Below are 18648 nucleotides of genomic sequence, written 5' to 3'. Positions count from 1 at the left end.
CTGTGTCTACGCTGACAGAGGCTGCGCAAAATTTATCCCAGTAACACTGTATTTATTTTATAGTGGATTGATTATATCTAACAAATTAACGCATCGTCACAAACTCTTCTGAACCAGTAGGATGAATAGCGACCGTATTGTCAAAGTCAGCCTTGGTCGCGCCCATCTTGATCGCCACCGCAAAGCCTTGAATCATCTCATCGACACCAAAGCCAATGCCGTGCAAGCCGATGACTTTTTCATCTTCGCCTAAGCACACCAGTTTCATCACGCACTTTTGGCGGTGCTGAGTCACGGCGCTATACATAGAAGTAAATGTTGAGGTATAGCATTTAATGTTGTCTTTACCAAAGTGATTGACCGCATCAATCTCAGACAAGCCAATCGTGCCAATAGGCGGATGGGTAAAGATAACCGTCGGTATCAAGTCATAAACCAAATGCTCATCGGTTTTGTCATTAAACAAGCGCTCAGATAGTCTACGACCCGCCGCGATAGCAACAGGGGTCAAATCAATGCTGTTTTCGATAATGTCACCGACTGCGTAAATGCCCTCAACGTTGGTATTTTGGAACTTATCGACTTTGATTTTACCGTTATCAGTCGTCTCTACACCTGTCACTTCCAAGTTAATACCGTCAGTAGAAGGCGCGCGACCAATCGCCCAAATCAAACAATCTACGGTATCAAGAGCGCCGTCTTTGGTAAATAACTCTAAACAGCCATCTTCTTTTTTATGGACTTCCGTTAGTGTGGTATCGGTGTGCAATTGAATGCCATCCTGCTCCATCTCTATCAGCAAGGTCTCCACGATGGTATGGTCAAAGGAGCGTAGCGGCGAGTGTTGACGGACATACAGATGCACCTCAGCACCCAAGCTGTTGAGCACGCCAGCGATTTCAACGGCGATATATCCTGCCCCGACGATGGCTACCCGTTTTGGCAAAGCATTTAAGGCAAAAAAACCGTCAGAATCAATACCGTATTCTGCACCTTTAATATTTGGTTTAATAGGATGACCGCCCGTTGCGATCAAAATATGATCAGCCGTGATATGCTCGCCATTGACTTCGACCGTATTGGTATCGACAAACTTGGCAAAGCCTTTTATCACTTCCACGCCATTTTTGGCCAAGTTATTATCATAAGCGCGGTGAATGTTTTGGATATATTGTTGGCGACTGTTGACTAGCTTTTGAAAATCAAAGCCCTTTAACTCGACATCAAAACCGTAATCAGGCGCATATTTTTCGATGGCTTCGGCCACTTGCGCGCCGTACCACATGACCTTTTTGGGCACACAGCCCCAATTGACGCAAGTACCGCCTAACTGCTCCGCTTCGATAATAGCGCATTTTTTGCCATAGCTTGCCGCGCGGTTGATTGAGGCAATGCCGCCGCTACCGCCACCAATGGCGGTATAGTCATAATGTTTTGTCATGGTTAAGTCTCTTTAATCAATGCTTGCGATGAATAGTATGAACGCGATTGTTTTTTAGTTTTATTGTGAACTTTACTGTAATGGGTATGAGAATACATCTTACAAGTTTTTTCATGCTTAAGGCGTGCCAAGTAGCATTAATAATCCAATCTCAATTATTTATTTTTCTTATTTTTATTGGCGTAGGCTGGGTTTTAGCCCAACATTTCACCCAAGTTGAGAGCTAAGGCTCAATTTATAAAAGTCTTTAAGTAAAATAGACACCATTTAAATCTATTTAGACAATGGCGCGCCGTCTATAAAATAACAGTCCGGGAATAGACAAGCCCAGTACCAATCCTGAGGTCACAAACAGGGCCTCAAACAAATACACCATCATTTGGCTAAATAACTCGTCTGAGAAGCCAAAATAACCGATCTGTACCATACTGACCATCGCCTTATAAGCGGCGATGCCTGGCATCATACAGATGACGCTTGGCGAAATAAGAGCCTTGGGTGGTAGGGTATATTTTTTAGAAAAATAAACACCCAAAAAGCTGGCAAGCATCGCGCCAAAAAAGCTGGCAACCACCAGATGTACGTGCTGATAGACAAGCGCTGTTTTTAGCCCAAAGCCAAACGCAGTCATCAGCAAACACGGCAAAATGTAGCGTTTGGGTACGCTAAACATCAGCGTCCAACCAAGGGTAATAATACATGACAGCACCACGGTTTCAATGAACCACATGTCAAAACCCCCAGTGCTGTATTTGCAATAAAACCAGTGCCATCACGATGCCAACGCACGCTGACAAAGTCAACATATACGTAAACACGGCACGTCCAACGCCGATATTGACATAGCCCTTTAGAATGTCTGAGAAAGAATTAATCAAAGGAAAGCTTGGCACCAGTAGCAAAACGCTAGAGGCAACCGCAATATCGGCATTATTACCAATATCAAAATAATAGGTTGTCGCGCCAATTAAAGAGGCGATAAAAGCCGTCACAATGACGGTAATAAAAGGATTAAAATGATGCTTGGCTAAATAAATGCGCGTAAACATCGCTACCATGCCCGCGATAAAGGTCACGGCGGTAATCGATAAGCTGCCACCATTAAGATTGGCAAACGCGGCACAAGATGCACCAACAAATATGCCTACTAGCCATGTTGGATAAACCGTTTTATCTAACTCATCAAAGGCATGGGTGGTGCGGTCAGTCAGCTCAGACTTTAGCTTGTCAGTATTTCTATCGGCTTCGGTTTTATTAACGATCTGCTGGATTTGTACCAGCAAATTGACATTAATGCTTTGATTGATGGTGTCTCTGGTAGTGGTGATACAGCGCTCATTACAGATGGTCGTCAAGGTAATGGCATTAAAGTTAAGCGAACATTCTACGCTGCTCATCCCCAAAGCAAATCCCAAACGTTTAGACAAGTCCACCACCACGGCAGACTCAGCGCCGTACTGCATAAGAAGTAATCCGCAGCGCACGCATAGTCGAGTGATGCGCTGCTGCTGTACGTAGCTGATAGAGGTCATGGGCGAGATACGTATGTTGGTTGGTATTGGTACGCTATTATAAAGGGTCTAGATGACGCGCAGGCATTATCGGACATTATATTTGATGCTACTATAAAGTATAAACTTTTTTGGTAAGGAGCATAAAATGCATATCGCTATCTTAACGCTGACTTTTGCGCTACCTGGCTGTAGCTCACTCAAAGAAAAACGCCAACGGATGGGCGGGTTACATGCACGATTTGGCAATACGCCAAGCGTGGCGGTCTGTGAGAGCGGCGAGCGTGATCGGCATGATGCCAGCGAGTGGACGTTTGTGATCGTTGGACTGTCCAAACGAGAGGTCGAATCGCAGTGTAGTCAAATCGAGGAGAAAATAGAACGTATGGTAGATGCGCGAATGATGAATGTTGAGCGGGAGTTTATCTAAATTAAGTGGGATTTGAGATTAATATTATTAATTAAGCATTACGATTGATCTATATTTTCTTATTTATTCATCCTCAGCTTACTTGTAAAATTTAAAATAATTCGAGTAATCCTAAAATAATACCTAATAGAAAACATATTCCAAAGAATAAAAATTTATACTTGGAAATCTTAAAACGACTTAAATCATGGTATTTTTCATCATGGCTCTCAAATGTTTCAGTATTATCTAATTCTTTTGTAGTAAATAATGCAACTGCTATTGGGGTTTCGTTATAAAGTTTATAGTACGCGACTTTAGTGCCTACCAATAAGATATCCTTGCCTCTATAACTACATAATTCATAGTGGAACATTGTATCTTCGTATGTATCTTGAACGTAGACGATACCTAATGTTCTATCGATGTTAGTGATGATACCGTCACTTGGGTCAGGACCCATTCTAACCTCTATATTATGTATGTTGAATGAATTACATGACAATTAACACAAATTAAAAAACTGTATGGTCAGCTGCTAGATAATATTTAAGTTATCTGTGGCTTTCAACCACATTTCAATTGGCGCACGACTATTAGGGTTTTCTTCTATTTTCTCTTGTAGCAACTCTAATATCCATCGGCGTAGTATATCTTTCTTGATGACATAAATGGGAATGCTGAGAATAATTACCAAGCTTATATGCTTGTTTGAATACTTCCATGGTAGGGTACTCAAATCTACTTTAAAATCTAAAGAAATCACACGGTGTCTAAATAATGGATAACGTAAAACATGAGCAATATATGACTTTCGATCTCTCTCATCGCTTAGTGATTTCCATAGGATATCCTTGAGTTCTGATTTGTTTATATTTAAAAGATCGTGGTCAAAAGATTTCTCATCATAAATTTTATTATGGAAATAATCATCGAACAATCTATAATATTTATTTTTATTGTCTATATTAGAAGAGCAAGATGATAAAGCTTTACTAAGATGGTCATAAAAAATATCATCATTATCGACTCCTGATGGATACCAGTAAGATTCGTTGTAATTGTTAGCGTCTTGGGAGACTTTAGAGTGGATGAAGGTTTTTACTAAGTCAATCAGTTCATCTGATAGAGCTGGTTCACCGTTATATCTCAACGCATTACAATGACGACTTAAGGTATTTAAATTTTGCGTATATATACCGTCTTTTACCGCTTGAAAAAGCCGTTGATTATAGTCGGTTTTAGGTACTAAACTTCGGAATTCAACGTCTAAATCAAACAGCCGTCTTTCTATATCTAGTCTAGTATGTTCTAACAAATCTCTTTCTGCTAGCCTTCCAAAAATATCTTCATCTATACTTAAGTTTGTAAGTGCATCAATAACAACATTAGCCCAGCTTTCTAGTCTAAATTTTTTATGAAACTTTTCTATAGTTTTCTGTGCTTTCTCAATTCTATTTTCTAATTCTAACACCTCTTCTTTACTACTAAATCTTCTGGCCTCAAAACGCTTGTCTAAATTATAACTAGAGAAGTATGTTTGAAATAGCTCCATGTCAATACCGAGTAAATCAGGCATATCATGTACAGATGTTATAATTAATAACTGTTTAAGTATTTCTTCCTTACTCAGCTGCGATAAAGAATTAGAATGCTTAGTTATTTGCTCGTAATTGTCTTGTACGGTCTGATAAAAACGCAAGTTCTTGACGCCCATAGTCTGATAGAATTTTTCGTAGATAGGGAATGTCTCGACATTACTAATTGGATCTTTAATAATTGATAACGAGTCATCTAAAGTTAGGACTTCATCAAATACCTTTTCTTTATATTTGTCAAAATACTTTTTATCTTCTGACTCTTCGTCATGCGCTATCATCAATACTTGGCATTTACGCTCATTTCTTAAATAATTAACCAAACCCAATATTTCTGAAATTGGTAAACTATCTGACTTCCTTTCTATATCATCTAAGCAAACTAATGTATTTTTTAGATGAGACATAATGATATTGGTAACGAGTTTATTGCCAATATTAATACCAAAGCGCATATCGCCTGAGGTACCAGCACTTCCTCCACCAACAAAGCCAAATAACTTCTTAAGATGTTTTGAGACATCAACGTTTAACAGTGAGTCATCAGCTGCTTCTATATGCACTTCAGTAGCAATGGCTAATTTGAGACTCTCTAGCGAATCTAAACCAAACAAAGAAATGTAAGCATACTTTTTTCCAGCAAAGACTTTTTTATTTTCATCACGAATTTTTTTCCATAAGTGCGTTTTACCAACTCCCCATTCACCAGTTAACGCAATAGCACAAGGACTGTCAGTATCAACTAATTTTAAAATTCTCTTCTCGATATTTTCGACATTTGCCATTGCTGATAACCTTACAGATGTTCTTAGAATAATAATTATATTAGCACTAAATCTAAAACCCCACCCAACAAAAAAAAGGCCACTCCCGAAGGAGTAGCCTTTCAATCATTCTCTAACTATTACCTAATTAACTCACTTCTTTCATCGCTTGCTTTAGCATCGGCTTTAAGAACTCACCCGTATACGAGCCTTTCACTTCTGCCACTTCTTCAGGTGTGCCTTTCGCGATGATGAGTCCGCCACCTTTACCGCCTTCAGGGCCTAGATCAATCACCCAATCCGCCGTTTTGATAACGTCAAGATTGTGCTCGATGACCACGATAGTATTACCTTTATCACGTAGCGCATGCAAGATATTGAGCAGCTTATCGATATCATGAAAATGCAGACCCGTGGTCGGCTCGTCCAAGATATACAGCGTCTGTCCGGTATCGCGTTTGGCAAGCTCACGCGCCAGTTTGACCCGCTGTGCTTCACCGCCAGACAGCGTCGGCGCAGACTGACCCAAGCGAATATAACCAAGACCGACATCCATGAGTGCTTGTAGACGGCGATAGATCGCTGGGATCGCTGAGAAGAAATCAGTGGCATCTTCAACGGTCATATCGAGCACTTCAGCGATGCTTTTGCCTTTATAATGAATCTCTAAGGTTTCGCGATTATAGCGTTTGCCTTCGCAGGTATCACACGGCACATACATATCAGGCAAAAAGTGCATCTCAACTTTGATGAGGCCATCGCCTTGGCACATCTCACAGCGTCCGCCTTTTACATTGAAGCTAAAGCGACCTGGCTTATAACCACGCGCGCGGGCTTCTTGTGTTTGGGCGAACATTTCACGTACAGGGGTAAAGACGCCTGTATAAGTTGCAGGGTTTGAGCGCGGCGTACGACCGATTGGGCTTTGATCGATATCGACCATTTTATCCAAGTGCTCAAGGCCACTGATACTTTCATGCTTATCTGCAATAAGGGTAGAAGCATTATTTAACTGCGTGGCGGCGATCGGCATCAAGGTACGGTTGATCAAAGTTGATTTGCCTGAGCCTGAGACACCAGTGACACAAGTCATGATGCCAACGGGTATGGTCAAATCTACATCATGTAGGTTATTGCCGGATGCGCCTTTTAGCTCAATCGTCATTGGTACTTTTTTGGGTTTGGCTTTACCTTTAGCTTCAACTTCTACTGTTTTAGCCTTATGACGAATGGTAGGAATTTCAATTTTTTTCTCACCAGACATATATTGTCCGGTCAGCGAGTCTGGGGTCGCCATGATCTCATCGATCGTACCTTGCGCGATGATGTGACCGCCGTGTACGCCCGCACCGACACCGATATCGATGACGTGATCGGCTTGACGTATGGCGTCTTCGTCGTGCTCGACGACAAGGACAGTATTGCCCAAATCTCGCAAACGAGTTAAGGTTTTGAGCAAGCGATCATTGTCACGCTGATGCAGACCGATTGACGGCTCATCGAGTACATACATCACGCCCATCAGCCCCGCTCCGATTTGGCTGGCAAGACGGATACGCTGCGCTTCACCGCCTGATAACGTCTCGGCAGAGCGAGCAAGGGTCAGATAATCTAGCCCGACACTGACGAGGAAGTTTAAGCGCTCATTAATCTCTTTAAAGATTTTTTCTGCGACTTCGCCTTTATGACCGCCAATCTTTAAGGTCTTATAATAATCAGCAGCATCACCGATAGATAGCTTAACGATCTCAGCGATGGTTTGCTCATCGACACGCACGTTGCGTGAGATTTCATTGAGACGCGCGCCATCGCAGACATTACAGGTAGTGTCAGCCAGATACTTTGCCAGCTCATCACGCACAAGGTTACTTTGGGTCTTGGCATAACGACGCTCAAGATAGGGCAATACGCCTTCAAATGGTACCGTCTTGTTGGTCTTACGACCACGCTCATCGGTAAAGTTAAAGGAGAGCTTTTCTTTACCTGAACCATGCATAATAAGGTCCTGTTGCGCTTTGCTCAGGTCTTGCCAAGGCGTATCCATATCAATGTCAAAGTGCTTGCAGACAGTAGAGAGCAGGCCAAAATAATAGGCATGACGCTTGTCCCAACCGTTGATCGCACCTTGGTTGAGCGATTTTTCATGATGGGTAATCAGTTTTTCAGCGGCAAAATATTGACGTTTACCCAAACCATCACAGCTTGGGCAAGCACCGTATGGATTGTTAAAACTAAACATCCGCGGCTCAAGCTCAGGCACTGCTCGATCACAGACAGGGCATGAGTGCTTGGACGACATGACTTGGTTTTCATCGCCACCTTCTTTTGGATTGCCATCCATAAAGTGCAGCGTAACCAAACCTTGACCCAAGCGCAGAGCAGTCTCGAGACTTTCAGCGACGCGGTTACCTAAGTCATCACGGACTTTAAAGCGATCAACCACAACCTCAATAGTATGTTTTTTCTTTTTATCAAGCGTTGGTAGCTCGTCTGTATCATAGACATCACCATCGACGCGCACGCGCACAAAACCTTGCCCAATCAGCTGCTCAAGCAATACGGTATGCTCGCCTTTACGCTCACGAACCACTGGTGCCAGAATCATTAGCTTGGTATCAACAGGCAATGCCATCACCTGATCAACCATTTCTGTCACCGATTGTGCGACCATCGGCTCACCATGTTCAGGACAGTATGGCGTACCGATACGCGCATAGAGCAGGCGTAGATAATCGTAGATCTCAGTAATCGTACCGACTGTTGAGCGTGGGTTATGGTTGGTTGATTTTTGCTCAATGGCAATAGCAGGAGAGAGACCCTCAATGCTATCGACTTCTGGTTTTTCCATTTGTGAGAGGAACTGACGGGCGTAGGCGGACAGACTCTCGACATAGCGACGCTGTCCTTCAGCATATAGCGTATCAAAAGCCAAAGATGACTTTCCTGAGCCAGATAAGCCAGTAATTACCACGAATTTGTCACGTGGAATATCGAGATCAACGTTTTTTAGATTGTGAGTGCGTGCGCCGCGTATTGCAATGTGGTCATTTGCCATCGGTTACAGGTTTCCTATTTTCTAAAAGCGTTATTAAAAAAACTATGTGCGTATGGTTATAAAACCTAAAGTAAGTGATATATAGTAAGCTTTAAATGAAATCGGTATGTTAATAGCCATAGGCTACTTCATTTAAATACGATACGTTTAATGATAAGTTATAAAGTTTTATAGTGGTGTTCATAAAAACAGCTGTATCAACTGTGCATTCACATATTATGTCATTCTATTTATAAAACCGTTAATGTTAAAAATTAACAAAAGTCTAGATTAAATAGAATTAGTGAAACAGTTACTTGTTGGCTAAGTTTTTGTTGTTTTCTGATATTTATGTCAGTTTTAAAATCAGTATCAGGTAACCAGTTAATATTTTAAAAAGATAGACTTGCGTTAAAGATATATGAGTAAATTCTTTCATCAGTAGATCGCATCTATGTTTTTAAGCCTTTTTAAGCGCTGGGCAATACAGATTACGATAACATTGCTTACATATATGAGGTTTTTCTATTTAGAGAGTTTTTTATCATATTTTGTATGACGTTTTACTTTATTGTCATTCAGATGACATTATTCAAGGTATGACTGCGCATTAGATGCACTTAGTAACAAAACTGTCTAGTAAAATAAGCAAGTTGCAAATAGCAGCCTATGGTTGATTGTCTTTTGAAGAGGGTTAACTATAGGGCACGTTATTGAAAAGGTAAAAGTTTCGGCAACCAAGTAGCGAATGTTTTATACTGTGGGGCTTGATTGACAAGTGAAGCTGATCGCATGAGCCTGTATCGATGGCGCTATATAATCGACAGTCAGACAAAAAGGTCAGATCAGCGATGATAATATCAGTGAGGCAAGTATGAATAGCGTAGAAAAACGGGCAATTCTCGGGGTCGGTGGTATATTTGCCTTGCGGATGATTGGCTTGTTTATGATTGTGCCTGTTTTCTCTGTATATGGTGACAACTATGCCCATGCCACGCCGTTTTTGATTGGTTTGGCCGTTGGTATTTATGGGCTTGGGCAAGCGATTTTTCAGATACCGATGAGCCTTGCTGCCGATAAATTCCCGCGTAAGCCGATTATCTTTTTGGGTCTGATATTATTTGCTTTGGGCGGTATCATCGCGGCCAACGCGACAGATATTTATGAGGTTATTATCGGCCGGGCGCTGGCAGGGAGCGGTGCGGTCTCGGCGGTGCTGATGGCATTGTTAGCTGATGTGACACGAGAAGAGATGCGCACTAAAGCAATGGCAACGATGGGATTGACCATCGCCACCTCCATTATGCTCGCTTTTGCCTTTGGCCCACTACTGGTGGGTTCGCTTGGTATTTCAGGCCTGTTTTGGCTGACATCGGGTTTTGCGGTTTTAGCAATGATGCTACTTTTTGTCGTACCGACGCCGCTACGTGTGCTCAAGCATAATTTAGACAATAAATCGATTGGTCAGCAGTTGGTAAGCGTGTTAAAAATTGGCGATTTAAACCGTTTGCATATCGGTATCTTTGCCCTACATCTGACCATGACAGCGATCTTTGTGATTTTACCGCACCAGCTCTCTGACGTATTAGGTCTATCAGTACGTCAGCAGGGCTTGGTGTATTTACCGCTATTATTTATCGGCTTTGCCGTGGCCATTCCCTTTATTATCATCGCCGAAAAGAAACGCAAAATGCGTCAAGTATTTTTGGGCGCGATTGTCTTGATGACGGCGGCGCTTGCATTATTGGCCTTGGGCAGTCAACTGGGAGTCGGGATTATCCTAGGTTTGTTGTTCTACTTCATGGGTTTTAATTTACTTGAGGCTACCATTCCGTCTTGGATATCTAAGCGCGCGCCAGTGGCAAATAAAGCGACGGCAATGGGACTTAATTCGTCCAGTCAGTTTTTTGGAGCTTTTGTTGGCGGGGCCATGGGCGGCTTACTATTGACACAGCCAAATTTATTGGCGTGGGGCATACTAGCACTTATTATGGGCGCAGCTCTGCTGATCATTATTCCGATTGCGCAGCCGCCTTACTTGTCGAGTACGACCGTCACCATCCCCAAAAATATCGACATACAAAATTGGTCGCGGCAGGTGTTGGCAGTAGATGGTGTCGATGAGCTGGTCGTGATGGCAAAGGAGCAAGTAGCGTATCTTAAGCTAGACAAGACCCAGCTGACAGATACTTCGCGACAAGAGCTGTCGCATTTGGCACAAAGCCCCCTAGATATTTAAACAAAAATTGGTTAAAGTAAAATCAAATTACTGATAGTATGAATTGGTTTCAATCAATAATAGCTTGTACGATTCATTAAATTATTCATAAGTAAAAGGACGGTATCATGCGCGGAGTTAATAAAGTTATCATTATCGGTAACCTTGGAGCAGACCCTGAGGCACGTCAATTTAACAATGGCGGTAGCGTGACCAATATTTCGGTTGCAACGTCAGAGCAATGGACAGACAAACAAAGCGGTGAAAAAAGAGAAGCGACAGAGTGGCACCGTATTGCTTTATTTAACCGTTTAGGAGAGATTGCCGCGCAATATCTTCGTAAAGGCAGTAAGGTCTATATTGAGGGCAGTTTGCGTACGCGTAAATATCAAGATCAAAATGGCCAAGATCGCTACATTACTGAAATTCGTGCTGAACAAATGCAAATGCTAGATGGCGCAAGTGGTGGTCAAGATAACAATAACTTTGGTGGTCAAAACCAAGGTGGCGGCTATGGTAATCAAGGCGGACAAAACAACCAAAACAACTTTGGTCAACAAGCCAATAATCAACAAGGTGGTTATAATCAGGCGGGCGGCGTAGCAGCTCAAGGTGGCCAACAAAACAGTTTTAACAACCAAAGCGCACCTGCTCAGCAAAACCAGTTTAATCAACCAAATCAAGCGCCAACACAAAAACCTACCGCAATGCCAGATGGTCCTGTCGATGATGACATTCCATTCTAGGATATACCTGAACTAATAGGGTAGAAAAACATTAAAAAGAGCCTATATCGATAGGCTCTTTTTAATGTGCAATGTTTTTTATAGGTGTTTCAATTTTAAAAGAAAATAGTGTCTCTTAAATGAAGTTTTTATATCATAAAGAAGTGTAAGGTATAGATTAGCTAAGAAAAAATAATACAAATAAAATATCATGACTAAATGATTAAATGTCTAACGCATCGCCTTACCTCAAACCAATCGTTTAAACCTGATATCAAAACTCACTGTTTATATGAAAAATAGTAAGAATACAGAATTACTATCCTAAATAAACTTATGTCTATAAAAAATTTTTTATGTAAGATATAGTTATTGTATAAAAATACGACTTTTCATGTCTTCATGACAATGTCATACCTAACTATTAAAAAACTTGAACAATATTATTGATATTTATTTATTCATTAAACAATAAAATTATGTTAATCTCGCACAGTTGCTATCGCTAGTTAATCAGACAGCGAAAATTATCACATAAATCAAATCGATCTATTTTATTTCTGGTTTGATGGGTAATTTCAAAAGACAATAATAGTGTTAAAGCAGTATTGCTAAATACCTATCCTTCGCTTAATAGGTTGTAAAACCATATTGAGCTTATCTCTATTTTTAAGACTGAGGTTATTATGAATAAGAACAAGACAATTGATTTAGATAATCTAGATGTAGACGAGCTACGTGCTATCACTGAGAATGCCCAACAACTTATTACCCAAAAACAGCATCAGCGTTTATATGATGCGTATATGCAGTTTGAAAAAATCGCGGAAGATAGTAATAGTACAATTGAAGAAATCTTAAAAGCTGGTGAGAAGTTAGAAAAGAAACGTAGTATTAAATATCGTAATACTGACAATCATCAAGAAACTTGGACTGGCCGTGGTCGTAAGCCTACATGGTTGGTGGATGCATTGGCAGCGGGTCGTGATCTTGAAGATTTTGCTGTATAAATCTACTTTAATCTGACCATGTGTTTATAGTGAATGTGATTATTATATTGCATTAGTTGTACGAGCTATTTATAAACGAGTTATATAATAGAGCGATAATACCACTCAGCTGATTAGATTCTAAAAACCAGTATCTTTGCTTAAAGATACTGGTTTTTTTGCTGTCATCTATAGGTAATAGTTTGTTATCATAATATCATTTTTACCTCCAAGAAGAGTAATCTAACTGTGTCCAAAGCATCTGCTTCGTCTCATAAGCGTCCCCGTAAGCTGTGGTGGCTGGTTGGATTTGTTTTGTTTGCTCTATTTGCGTTGTTGCAAATGCCAGCATCTTGGGTCGTTGAGAAGTACGCTCCTGATTCAACTTATGTACAACATGTTTCAGGTAATCTGTGGCAAGGTTCAGCCATTTGGCAACTACCAGTAGCGACTGTGCCACTGACGGGGTCTGCTAAGTGGTCTTGGCAGCCGTGGCAACTGTTACTGGGTAAAATAGGCGCTGATGTTAATATTACTACGGGACAAACCCGTCTTGATGGCCAAGTCAACATAGGGCGTCACTCTTGGCAGGTTGATGATATGAGCGGCAAGATTGCTTCTGATACGCTATCTAGTGTGGTTGATTGGCAGCTGCCAAATACGCCCATTCAAGTAAATGCCGTCTCATTGCACCGCCAATCAAGCTCAAAAATGACTGGCTTTACAACAGCAGATGGTCAGCTCACTTGGGTAGGCGGCGAAGTTGGTTATCCAAGTGGTGGCAAGGTGTTTTATATTACGATGCCAGCAACACGTGCTGAGCTAAATACAGAACAGAAAAACGATAAAAATTTGCTGCATATTAACCTATTAGACAATCAAGATAAGCGCTTAGGGGATCTATATCTCGATGGTGATAATATGCTAGATGTGAGCCTGACGCAGCGATTGTTAGAAAATATGCCTGAATACCAAGGGCAAGCACCAAAAGATACAGCGGTAGTAAGTGTTCGCCAACCACTTCTGACAGGTTTGGGGGCGCGTTAAATGACAAGTATTCCAGCACGCCTAAAACCAGTGGTAGATAACTTAAACCGATTTTCGGTATGGCTACTATTATTGGCACTTGGTTGGCTAGCTTGGACTGCCGCGCGCCTATTATGGTTGATATTAGCGCCACCTACTGCGCCTGCATTGCAGGTACAGCCATTGCAGAATAATGCCGCATCCAATATCGATAACAGCAGTTTGTTTGCAATATTTGCCGATCCTGAGCCTGTTGTCGCTGCTACAAAGCCGCCGCCTAATGTAAATTTAAAAGGGGTGCTATTGGCGATACCAGAGAGTATGTCATCTGCATTATTGGATGTAGAGGGCGAAGTTAAAAATTACCGTATTAATGAAAGCTTGCAAGACAGCGGGTATATACTGGTTGCTGTCGATTGGAACGCTGTCGTTATTGCTGATGCTAGTGGCAGGGAGACAGTCATTAGCATGGCGGACTCTATGCCACTTGATCAAAGCGATATGATAGCAGGGAATGTAAGTAATCAGCGCTTGCCAAGTAATGAACCGGTCGATGACTTGCAGCCGATGCCATTACCTAATGCAATACCGAATGACAATGTTGTCAATGCGGCTACTAGCTCCAATGATGGCTCTGACAATGACTCAACAGACAGTGATTCTACAAATGATAGCAATGGTGCAGCCAGCTCAAGCTCAGCTATTGATGAAGCTGTCACTGCATTACAAGACAGTCCAGCCAGTTATTTGAGTCGCATGGGGGTGATGGCAGCTGGTGAAGGCTATCAAGTCACCGCTGCAATGCCAGCTGGAATACGTAATCGATTGGGGTTAGAGCCGGGCGATCGAGTACTTAAGGTAAATGGCCAAAACATCGGTAGTGATCCTACACAAGACGCTGGTTTGTTAAAGCAAGTACAACAATCAGGCGAAGCTCAGATTGAAGTAAAACGTGGAGAGCAAGTGATTACGATTCGTCAGCAGTTCTAAGGGATTTGATGGTATTTAAATAATACGGTTTGCTCTAACCACCATTATCTCGACCATATAACAATATTGTTAGCGCTATATTAGCAACGTTTCAGTTTACAGTGAGTGATATCACAATGGGTAATGATAACCATGATAAGTTTTTATAAATTTTCAGTAACACCTCTACGTCATTCACTGCAGCGTTTGCTGTATATATGTCGGCCATTGTGTCTAGCACTGCCGTTATGGGCGGCAACGTTTGGGTTTGCCAGTGCTGAAAGCTGGAAGGTAAATTTGCAAGACGCAGACATTAAAGCTTTTATTAACGAAGTGGCAACGATTACCGATCAAAACTTTGTCCTTGATCCGCGTATCAATGGCAACGTCACTGTGATTTCTAACAAGGCGTTGTCTCGTGATGAGATTTATCAGCTATTTTTGAGTGTCATGCAGGTCAATGGTATTGCAGCGATCGACTCAGGAACAACGATCAAGCTCGTTCCTGATAATATCGCAAAGCAGTCTGGTGTCGAAGTTGATCTGCGTGGTGATAGCGTGGGTGAAGCCTTGGCAACTCGCGTTATTTATTTGACCAACACGCAGGCCGCTGAAGTACTAGGCGTTATTCGACCACTGATGCCGCAGTCTGCTCATGCGGCTGCCGTGCCTGGTGTCAATGCACTGGTATTATCTGATCGCGCTGATAGTTTGAATCAGTTAACCACCCTAATTCGTGATTTGGACAACAATGTCAATGATAGCTTACAAGTCATACCACTGCGCCATGTAGATGCTGAGCGTATGATGGATCTCATCAGTGCTTTGGTTTTAAGTGCAGGTGAACAGGCACAAGGAGGCGGCAATCAGCTCAAAGTGATCGCTGATACTTCTAGTGACAGACTGCTGGTCAAAGGTAGTCCTGAGATGATTGCTAAAGTGCAAGAAATGGTCAATCAGCTTGATACCACGCCGTCACGTCGCTTAAGTGGCTTACGAGTCTTTCGCTTAAAGTATGCAAGTGCTGGTCATATCGCAGAGATGTTACGCGGCTTACTTGCCAATCAGTCTATTAATAGTACTGGGGCGACATCGACCTTAGAGTCAGCCTCACTAGATAGTGCTAGCAGTACAGGTAGTACGCTGGGCAATAATAGCAATGATACATTAAATGGCAATAGTTCAACTGGAGCTAATAACTCGGTGTCAGCTTCTGCGTCCAGCTCAGGCGGGACAGGCACCAGTACTGGCGGTCGACCCTTTAGCATTATCGCTGATGAGACGCAAAACTCCGTTATTGTCAATGCAGCTCCCGAGCTTATGTTTGAGATTGAGACGGCCGTCAATCAGCTCGATAATCGCCGTGCGCAAGTGCTTATTCAAGCGGCTATCGTTGAGGTCTCAGGGGATGATGCCGCCCAACTCGGTGTACAGTGGGCGCTTGGCAATGCGAACAGCGGCTATGGAGTGGTGAACTTCAATAACGTTGGCGCAAGCGCGGCATCACTTGCAGGCGCGGTACTGTCTGGAGGCGCGTCAGGTATTAGCTCTGCGGCAGGCTCTATTGCTGGTGCGTTACTTGGTATTGGGGATAGTAGTACAGACAGTGATGGAAATACACAGTTCTACGGTGCTATTTTACAAGCATTAGACTCTTCTACCAGTGCTAACTTATTGTCCATGCCTTCTATTTTGACTTTGGATAATGAAAAGGCCAGTATTTTGGTTGGTCAAAACGTACCATTTGTAACAGGCTCTTATACAACCAGCGGTAACTCGTCTGAAAATCCATTTCAAACCATCGACCGCCAAGATATTGGTATCAATCTTAATGTCATTCCACATATTGGTGACAATGGCACGGTACGCTTGGAAGTCTCGCAAGAAGTATCTTCGGTCGTACCCGGTAGTGTCGGTAATGCCAGTGGGCTTATCACCAATAAAAGTTTAATCAACACCACTATTTTAGCGGATGATCAACAGACCATCGCGCTTGGGGGTTTGATGCGCGACAACACGACCAGCAACCAACAAAAAGTCCCAGGTTTAGGTAACGTGCCTATTATCGGGCGGCTATTCCGCTCTGATAGTGATAGCACTCAAAAGAGCAATTTGATTATATTTTTACAGCCAACTATCCTACGTGATGGTGGTGCAGTTGCAAGTGTCACTGAGCGCAAATACAATCAGATGCGCGTACTACAGTTGGTCATCGATAAAAATGGGACGATCAAACAGCTGCCACTTAGCGGCACTGAAGGCTGGGATGGTAAGGTTGATGCTAACTATGAATTGATGCCACTAAACCCACTTGTACCCAAGCGCGATCAAAAGTCAAAACCTACAGCGCAAGGGTTTACTAAGGTAGATGCTCCAAGTGCAGGCATTAAGACATATCCGTTAAAGCGTTAGAATATAGCGGTTAAGTTTGTCGTTTGGCGATCTACAACTGTGATAGACAGATATAAAAGTGGCGGGAGTAAAAACGATGAATAAACAAAAATGGCTGACATTAGGCATTGTCGGGACGGCTTTATTGCTATTACCAAGACGTAGCAGCTGGCAACAGACTCCCCATGCTAAAGAATTGTCAAAAAAAGACCACTCAAAAAACATCAATCCTCAGCATACAGACCTGCAATATCAAAACTGTGACAAGGATTAATAAAGGGTTAAGAAACAACTTTTATACTTGTACGATTTTGATACTTGCACGCTCTTTATACTTGCATATTATGCTCAATATAATGCACCTAATAGACAGTTTAGCGGCGCAGCATACTTCACCAAAGCGGTATATCACACGCTGTATTACAGTTTTGTATCAGCATATAGATACAAAGCTGCTAAACATTCAAAATTAAAATACTCTATTATCATAATCACCTAACTGCTTACGCAGCACATATTTACCAACCATTAAGAATCAACTATAAAGACGGATTATGTTTCATACAAATTCACATCTAGCGCTAGATCATACCCCACTGCCTGCTATATATCCTCTGATCGATACTCATACTCATTTTGATGCGCCAGTCTTTGATGGTGATAGACAGTCACAGACGCAGCAGGCTTATATGCAGGGTGTTCGGCACTTGGTGTTGGTGGGTTATTTGCAGCGATATTTTTCTAGACTCTATGATACGCAGCAGACAATCGAGCAGATGCATCTGTCTAAGGATAAGGATAAAACTGATCGTAGAGACGTGTATCCTGTAGCGCACATTGCACTTGGCTTACATCCTTTTTATATCGAACAGCATACCGACGCGCATCTATCTAGCATGGCGCAAATGGTCCAAGAGCGGCGCCCGTTAGCAATTGGTGAGATAGGGTTGGATACTTATACGGATGCCATGAAACAACCTGAGATTTTTGCTAAGCAAGCGCGTTTTTTTACAGCGCAACTGGATATTGCTGTGCTACATAAGCTTCCTGTCATGCTGCACATTCGTAAGGCTCATGCAGAGGCATTGGCGTTATTAAAGGCACATAGCTATGATGCGCATAAATTAGGCGGTATTGCTCATAGCTTTAGTGGCGGCGAGCAAGAGGCCAAAGCTTTTGTTAAATTGGGTTTTAAGCTTGGTATTACTGGTCAAATTACCAACCATAACGCCAAAAAGCTACGCCGTGCTATCAAAGCTGCTGTTGATAGTTATGGCATAGAGTGTTTAGTTCTAGAGACTGATTGTCCTGATATGATGCCTATGATGTGTCAAAAAGCAAAAGACACTCAACTAGACAGTCAATCAGCCAATCAATCAACAGCGGGACAAAGTCCAGATAACGAATGGTACGGCGCAGACGGACACAATCGTAACGTACCTGCTAATTTGCCTTGGGTATTGAAAGGTCTAAGTGAGTTGCTTTCTGTAGAACTTGCAGTACTTGCACCTCAATTGTGGCAAAATAGTTGCAATGCCTTGCAAACTTCTTGGCCTTACCCTAAATAAGACAT

General features: G+C 42.2%; 15 protein-coding genes. 9 read left to right on the top strand and 6 right to left on the bottom strand.

The window, feature by feature from the left end; genetic code table 11:
• Positions 1-85: 85 nt before the first annotated feature.
• From gorA to ACS8FB_RS07455, 3 genes are all read right to left on the bottom strand, one after another.
• Entirely contained in the window at positions 86-1441 is a 1356-nt protein-coding gene (gene gorA, locus ACS8FB_RS07465; protein WP_439261806.1) for a glutathione-disulfide reductase, read from the bottom strand.
• A gap of 277 nt (positions 1442-1718) precedes the next feature.
• Positions 1719-2171 (bottom strand): threonine/serine exporter family protein, encoded by a 453-nt coding sequence (locus tag ACS8FB_RS07460; protein WP_010201359.1) that lies wholly within the window; start codon positions 2169-2171, stop codon positions 1719-1721.
• 1 nt (position 2172) lies between these two features.
• A complete protein-coding gene (locus ACS8FB_RS07455; protein ID WP_439261803.1) occupies positions 2173-2973 on the bottom strand; it encodes a threonine/serine exporter family protein in 801 nt (266 codons plus the stop codon).
• A gap of 127 nt (positions 2974-3100) precedes the next feature.
• Here ACS8FB_RS07455 and ACS8FB_RS07450 point away from each other — a divergent pair, with 127 nt between their 5' ends.
• Complete coding sequence (locus ACS8FB_RS07450; RefSeq protein ID WP_439261802.1) at positions 3101-3382, top strand: DUF503 domain-containing protein; 282 nt, start codon at positions 3101-3103, stop codon at positions 3380-3382.
• A 91-nt stretch (positions 3383-3473) separates the two neighbouring features.
• On the opposite strand, the gene ACS8FB_RS07445 is transcribed toward ACS8FB_RS07450, so the two are convergent.
• The 3 genes from ACS8FB_RS07445 to uvrA all read right to left on the bottom strand — a co-directional run bounded on the left by ACS8FB_RS07445 (position 3474) and on the right by uvrA (position 8778).
• The gene (locus ACS8FB_RS07445) at positions 3474-3824 is read right to left on the bottom strand and encodes a hypothetical protein (RefSeq protein ID WP_439261800.1); all 351 of its coding nucleotides are present in this window, start codon (positions 3822-3824) and stop codon (positions 3474-3476) included.
• Between the two features lie 75 nt (positions 3825-3899).
• Positions 3900-5744, bottom strand: a complete 1845-nt coding sequence (locus tag ACS8FB_RS07440; RefSeq protein WP_439261798.1) for a P-loop NTPase fold protein — start codon at positions 5742-5744, stop codon at positions 3900-3902.
• A 127-nt stretch (positions 5745-5871) separates the two neighbouring features.
• The gene (gene uvrA, locus ACS8FB_RS07435; protein WP_439261796.1) at positions 5872-8778 is read right to left on the bottom strand and encodes an excinuclease ABC subunit UvrA; all 2907 of its coding nucleotides are present in this window, start codon (positions 8776-8778) and stop codon (positions 5872-5874) included.
• A gap of 853 nt (positions 8779-9631) precedes the next feature.
• On the opposite strand from uvrA, the gene ACS8FB_RS07430 reads away from it, so the two are divergent.
• From ACS8FB_RS07430 to ACS8FB_RS07395, 8 genes are all read left to right on the top strand, one after another.
• Positions 9632-10996 (top strand): MFS transporter, encoded by a 1365-nt coding sequence (locus tag ACS8FB_RS07430; RefSeq protein ID WP_299217471.1) that lies wholly within the window; start codon positions 9632-9634, stop codon positions 10994-10996.
• 107 nt (positions 10997-11103) lie between these two features.
• Positions 11104-11721, top strand: a complete 618-nt coding sequence (ssb, locus tag ACS8FB_RS07425; RefSeq protein ID WP_439261793.1) for a single-stranded DNA-binding protein — start codon at positions 11104-11106, stop codon at positions 11719-11721.
• 665 nt (positions 11722-12386) lie between these two features.
• On the top strand, positions 12387-12710 hold the full coding sequence (locus ACS8FB_RS07420) for an H-NS histone family protein (protein WP_299217465.1): 324 nt from the start codon (positions 12387-12389) through the stop codon (positions 12708-12710).
• Positions 12711-12938: 228 nt separating this feature from the next.
• On the top strand, positions 12939-13736 hold the full coding sequence (gene gspN / locus ACS8FB_RS07415) for a type II secretion system protein N (protein WP_439261791.1): 798 nt from the start codon (positions 12939-12941) through the stop codon (positions 13734-13736).
• The gene (locus ACS8FB_RS07410; RefSeq protein WP_439261789.1) at positions 13737-14705 is read left to right on the top strand and encodes a type II secretion system protein N; all 969 of its coding nucleotides are present in this window, start codon (positions 13737-13739) and stop codon (positions 14703-14705) included.
• 132 nt (positions 14706-14837) lie between these two features.
• Positions 14838-17096, top strand: coding sequence for a type II secretion system secretin GspD (gene gspD / locus ACS8FB_RS07405; protein WP_439261787.1), 2259 nt, complete (start codon positions 14838-14840; stop codon positions 17094-17096).
• A 76-nt stretch (positions 17097-17172) separates the two neighbouring features.
• Positions 17173-17349, top strand: a complete 177-nt coding sequence (locus ACS8FB_RS07400) for a hypothetical protein (RefSeq protein WP_439261785.1) — start codon at positions 17173-17175, stop codon at positions 17347-17349.
• Positions 17350-17629: 280 nt separating this feature from the next.
• Positions 17630-18643, top strand: coding sequence for a TatD family hydrolase (locus ACS8FB_RS07395; protein WP_439261783.1), 1014 nt, complete (start codon positions 17630-17632; stop codon positions 18641-18643).
• Positions 18644-18648: the final 5 nt, after the last annotated feature.

This window comes from Psychrobacter sp. 1U1 (genome assembly GCF_051847535.1).
Lineage (GTDB): Bacteria > Pseudomonadota > Gammaproteobacteria > Pseudomonadales > Moraxellaceae > Psychrobacter > Psychrobacter saeujeotis.
This window is presented reverse-complemented; position numbering and strand designations above follow the sequence as displayed.

What these genes read in the sequence shown, in the direction of transcription:
- ACS8FB_RS07430 (WP_299217471.1), top strand. Translation starts at nt 9,632, where the DNA reads ATGAATAGCGTAGAAAAACGGGCAATTCTCGGGGTCGGTGGTATATTT.
- ssb (WP_439261793.1), top strand. Translation starts at nt 11,104, where the DNA reads ATGCGCGGAGTTAATAAAGTTATCATTATCGGTAACCTTGGAGCAGAC.
- ACS8FB_RS07455 (WP_439261803.1), bottom strand. Translation starts at nt 2,973, where the DNA reads ATGACCTCTATCAGCTACGTACAGCAGCAGCGCATCACTCGACTATGC.
- ACS8FB_RS07400 (WP_439261785.1), top strand. Translation starts at nt 17,173, where the DNA reads ATGAATAAACAAAAATGGCTGACATTAGGCATTGTCGGGACGGCTTTA.
- ACS8FB_RS07440 (WP_439261798.1), bottom strand. Translation starts at nt 5,744, where the DNA reads ATGGCAAATGTCGAAAATATCGAGAAGAGAATTTTAAAATTAGTTGAT.
- ACS8FB_RS07410 (WP_439261789.1), top strand. Translation starts at nt 13,737, where the DNA reads ATGACAAGTATTCCAGCACGCCTAAAACCAGTGGTAGATAACTTAAAC.
- gspD (WP_439261787.1), top strand. Translation starts at nt 14,838, where the DNA reads ATGATAAGTTTTTATAAATTTTCAGTAACACCTCTACGTCATTCACTG.
- ACS8FB_RS07450 (WP_439261802.1), top strand. Translation starts at nt 3,101, where the DNA reads ATGCATATCGCTATCTTAACGCTGACTTTTGCGCTACCTGGCTGTAGC.
- ACS8FB_RS07395 (WP_439261783.1), top strand. Translation starts at nt 17,630, where the DNA reads ATGTTTCATACAAATTCACATCTAGCGCTAGATCATACCCCACTGCCT.
- ACS8FB_RS07460 (WP_010201359.1), bottom strand. Translation starts at nt 2,171, where the DNA reads ATGTGGTTCATTGAAACCGTGGTGCTGTCATGTATTATTACCCTTGGT.
- gorA (WP_439261806.1), bottom strand. Translation starts at nt 1,441, where the DNA reads ATGACAAAACATTATGACTATACCGCCATTGGTGGCGGTAGCGGCGGC.
- ACS8FB_RS07445 (WP_439261800.1), bottom strand. Translation starts at nt 3,824, where the DNA reads ATGGGTCCTGACCCAAGTGACGGTATCATCACTAACATCGATAGAACA.
- ACS8FB_RS07420 (WP_299217465.1), top strand. Translation starts at nt 12,387, where the DNA reads ATGAATAAGAACAAGACAATTGATTTAGATAATCTAGATGTAGACGAG.
- uvrA (WP_439261796.1), bottom strand. Translation starts at nt 8,778, where the DNA reads ATGGCAAATGACCACATTGCAATACGCGGCGCACGCACTCACAATCTA.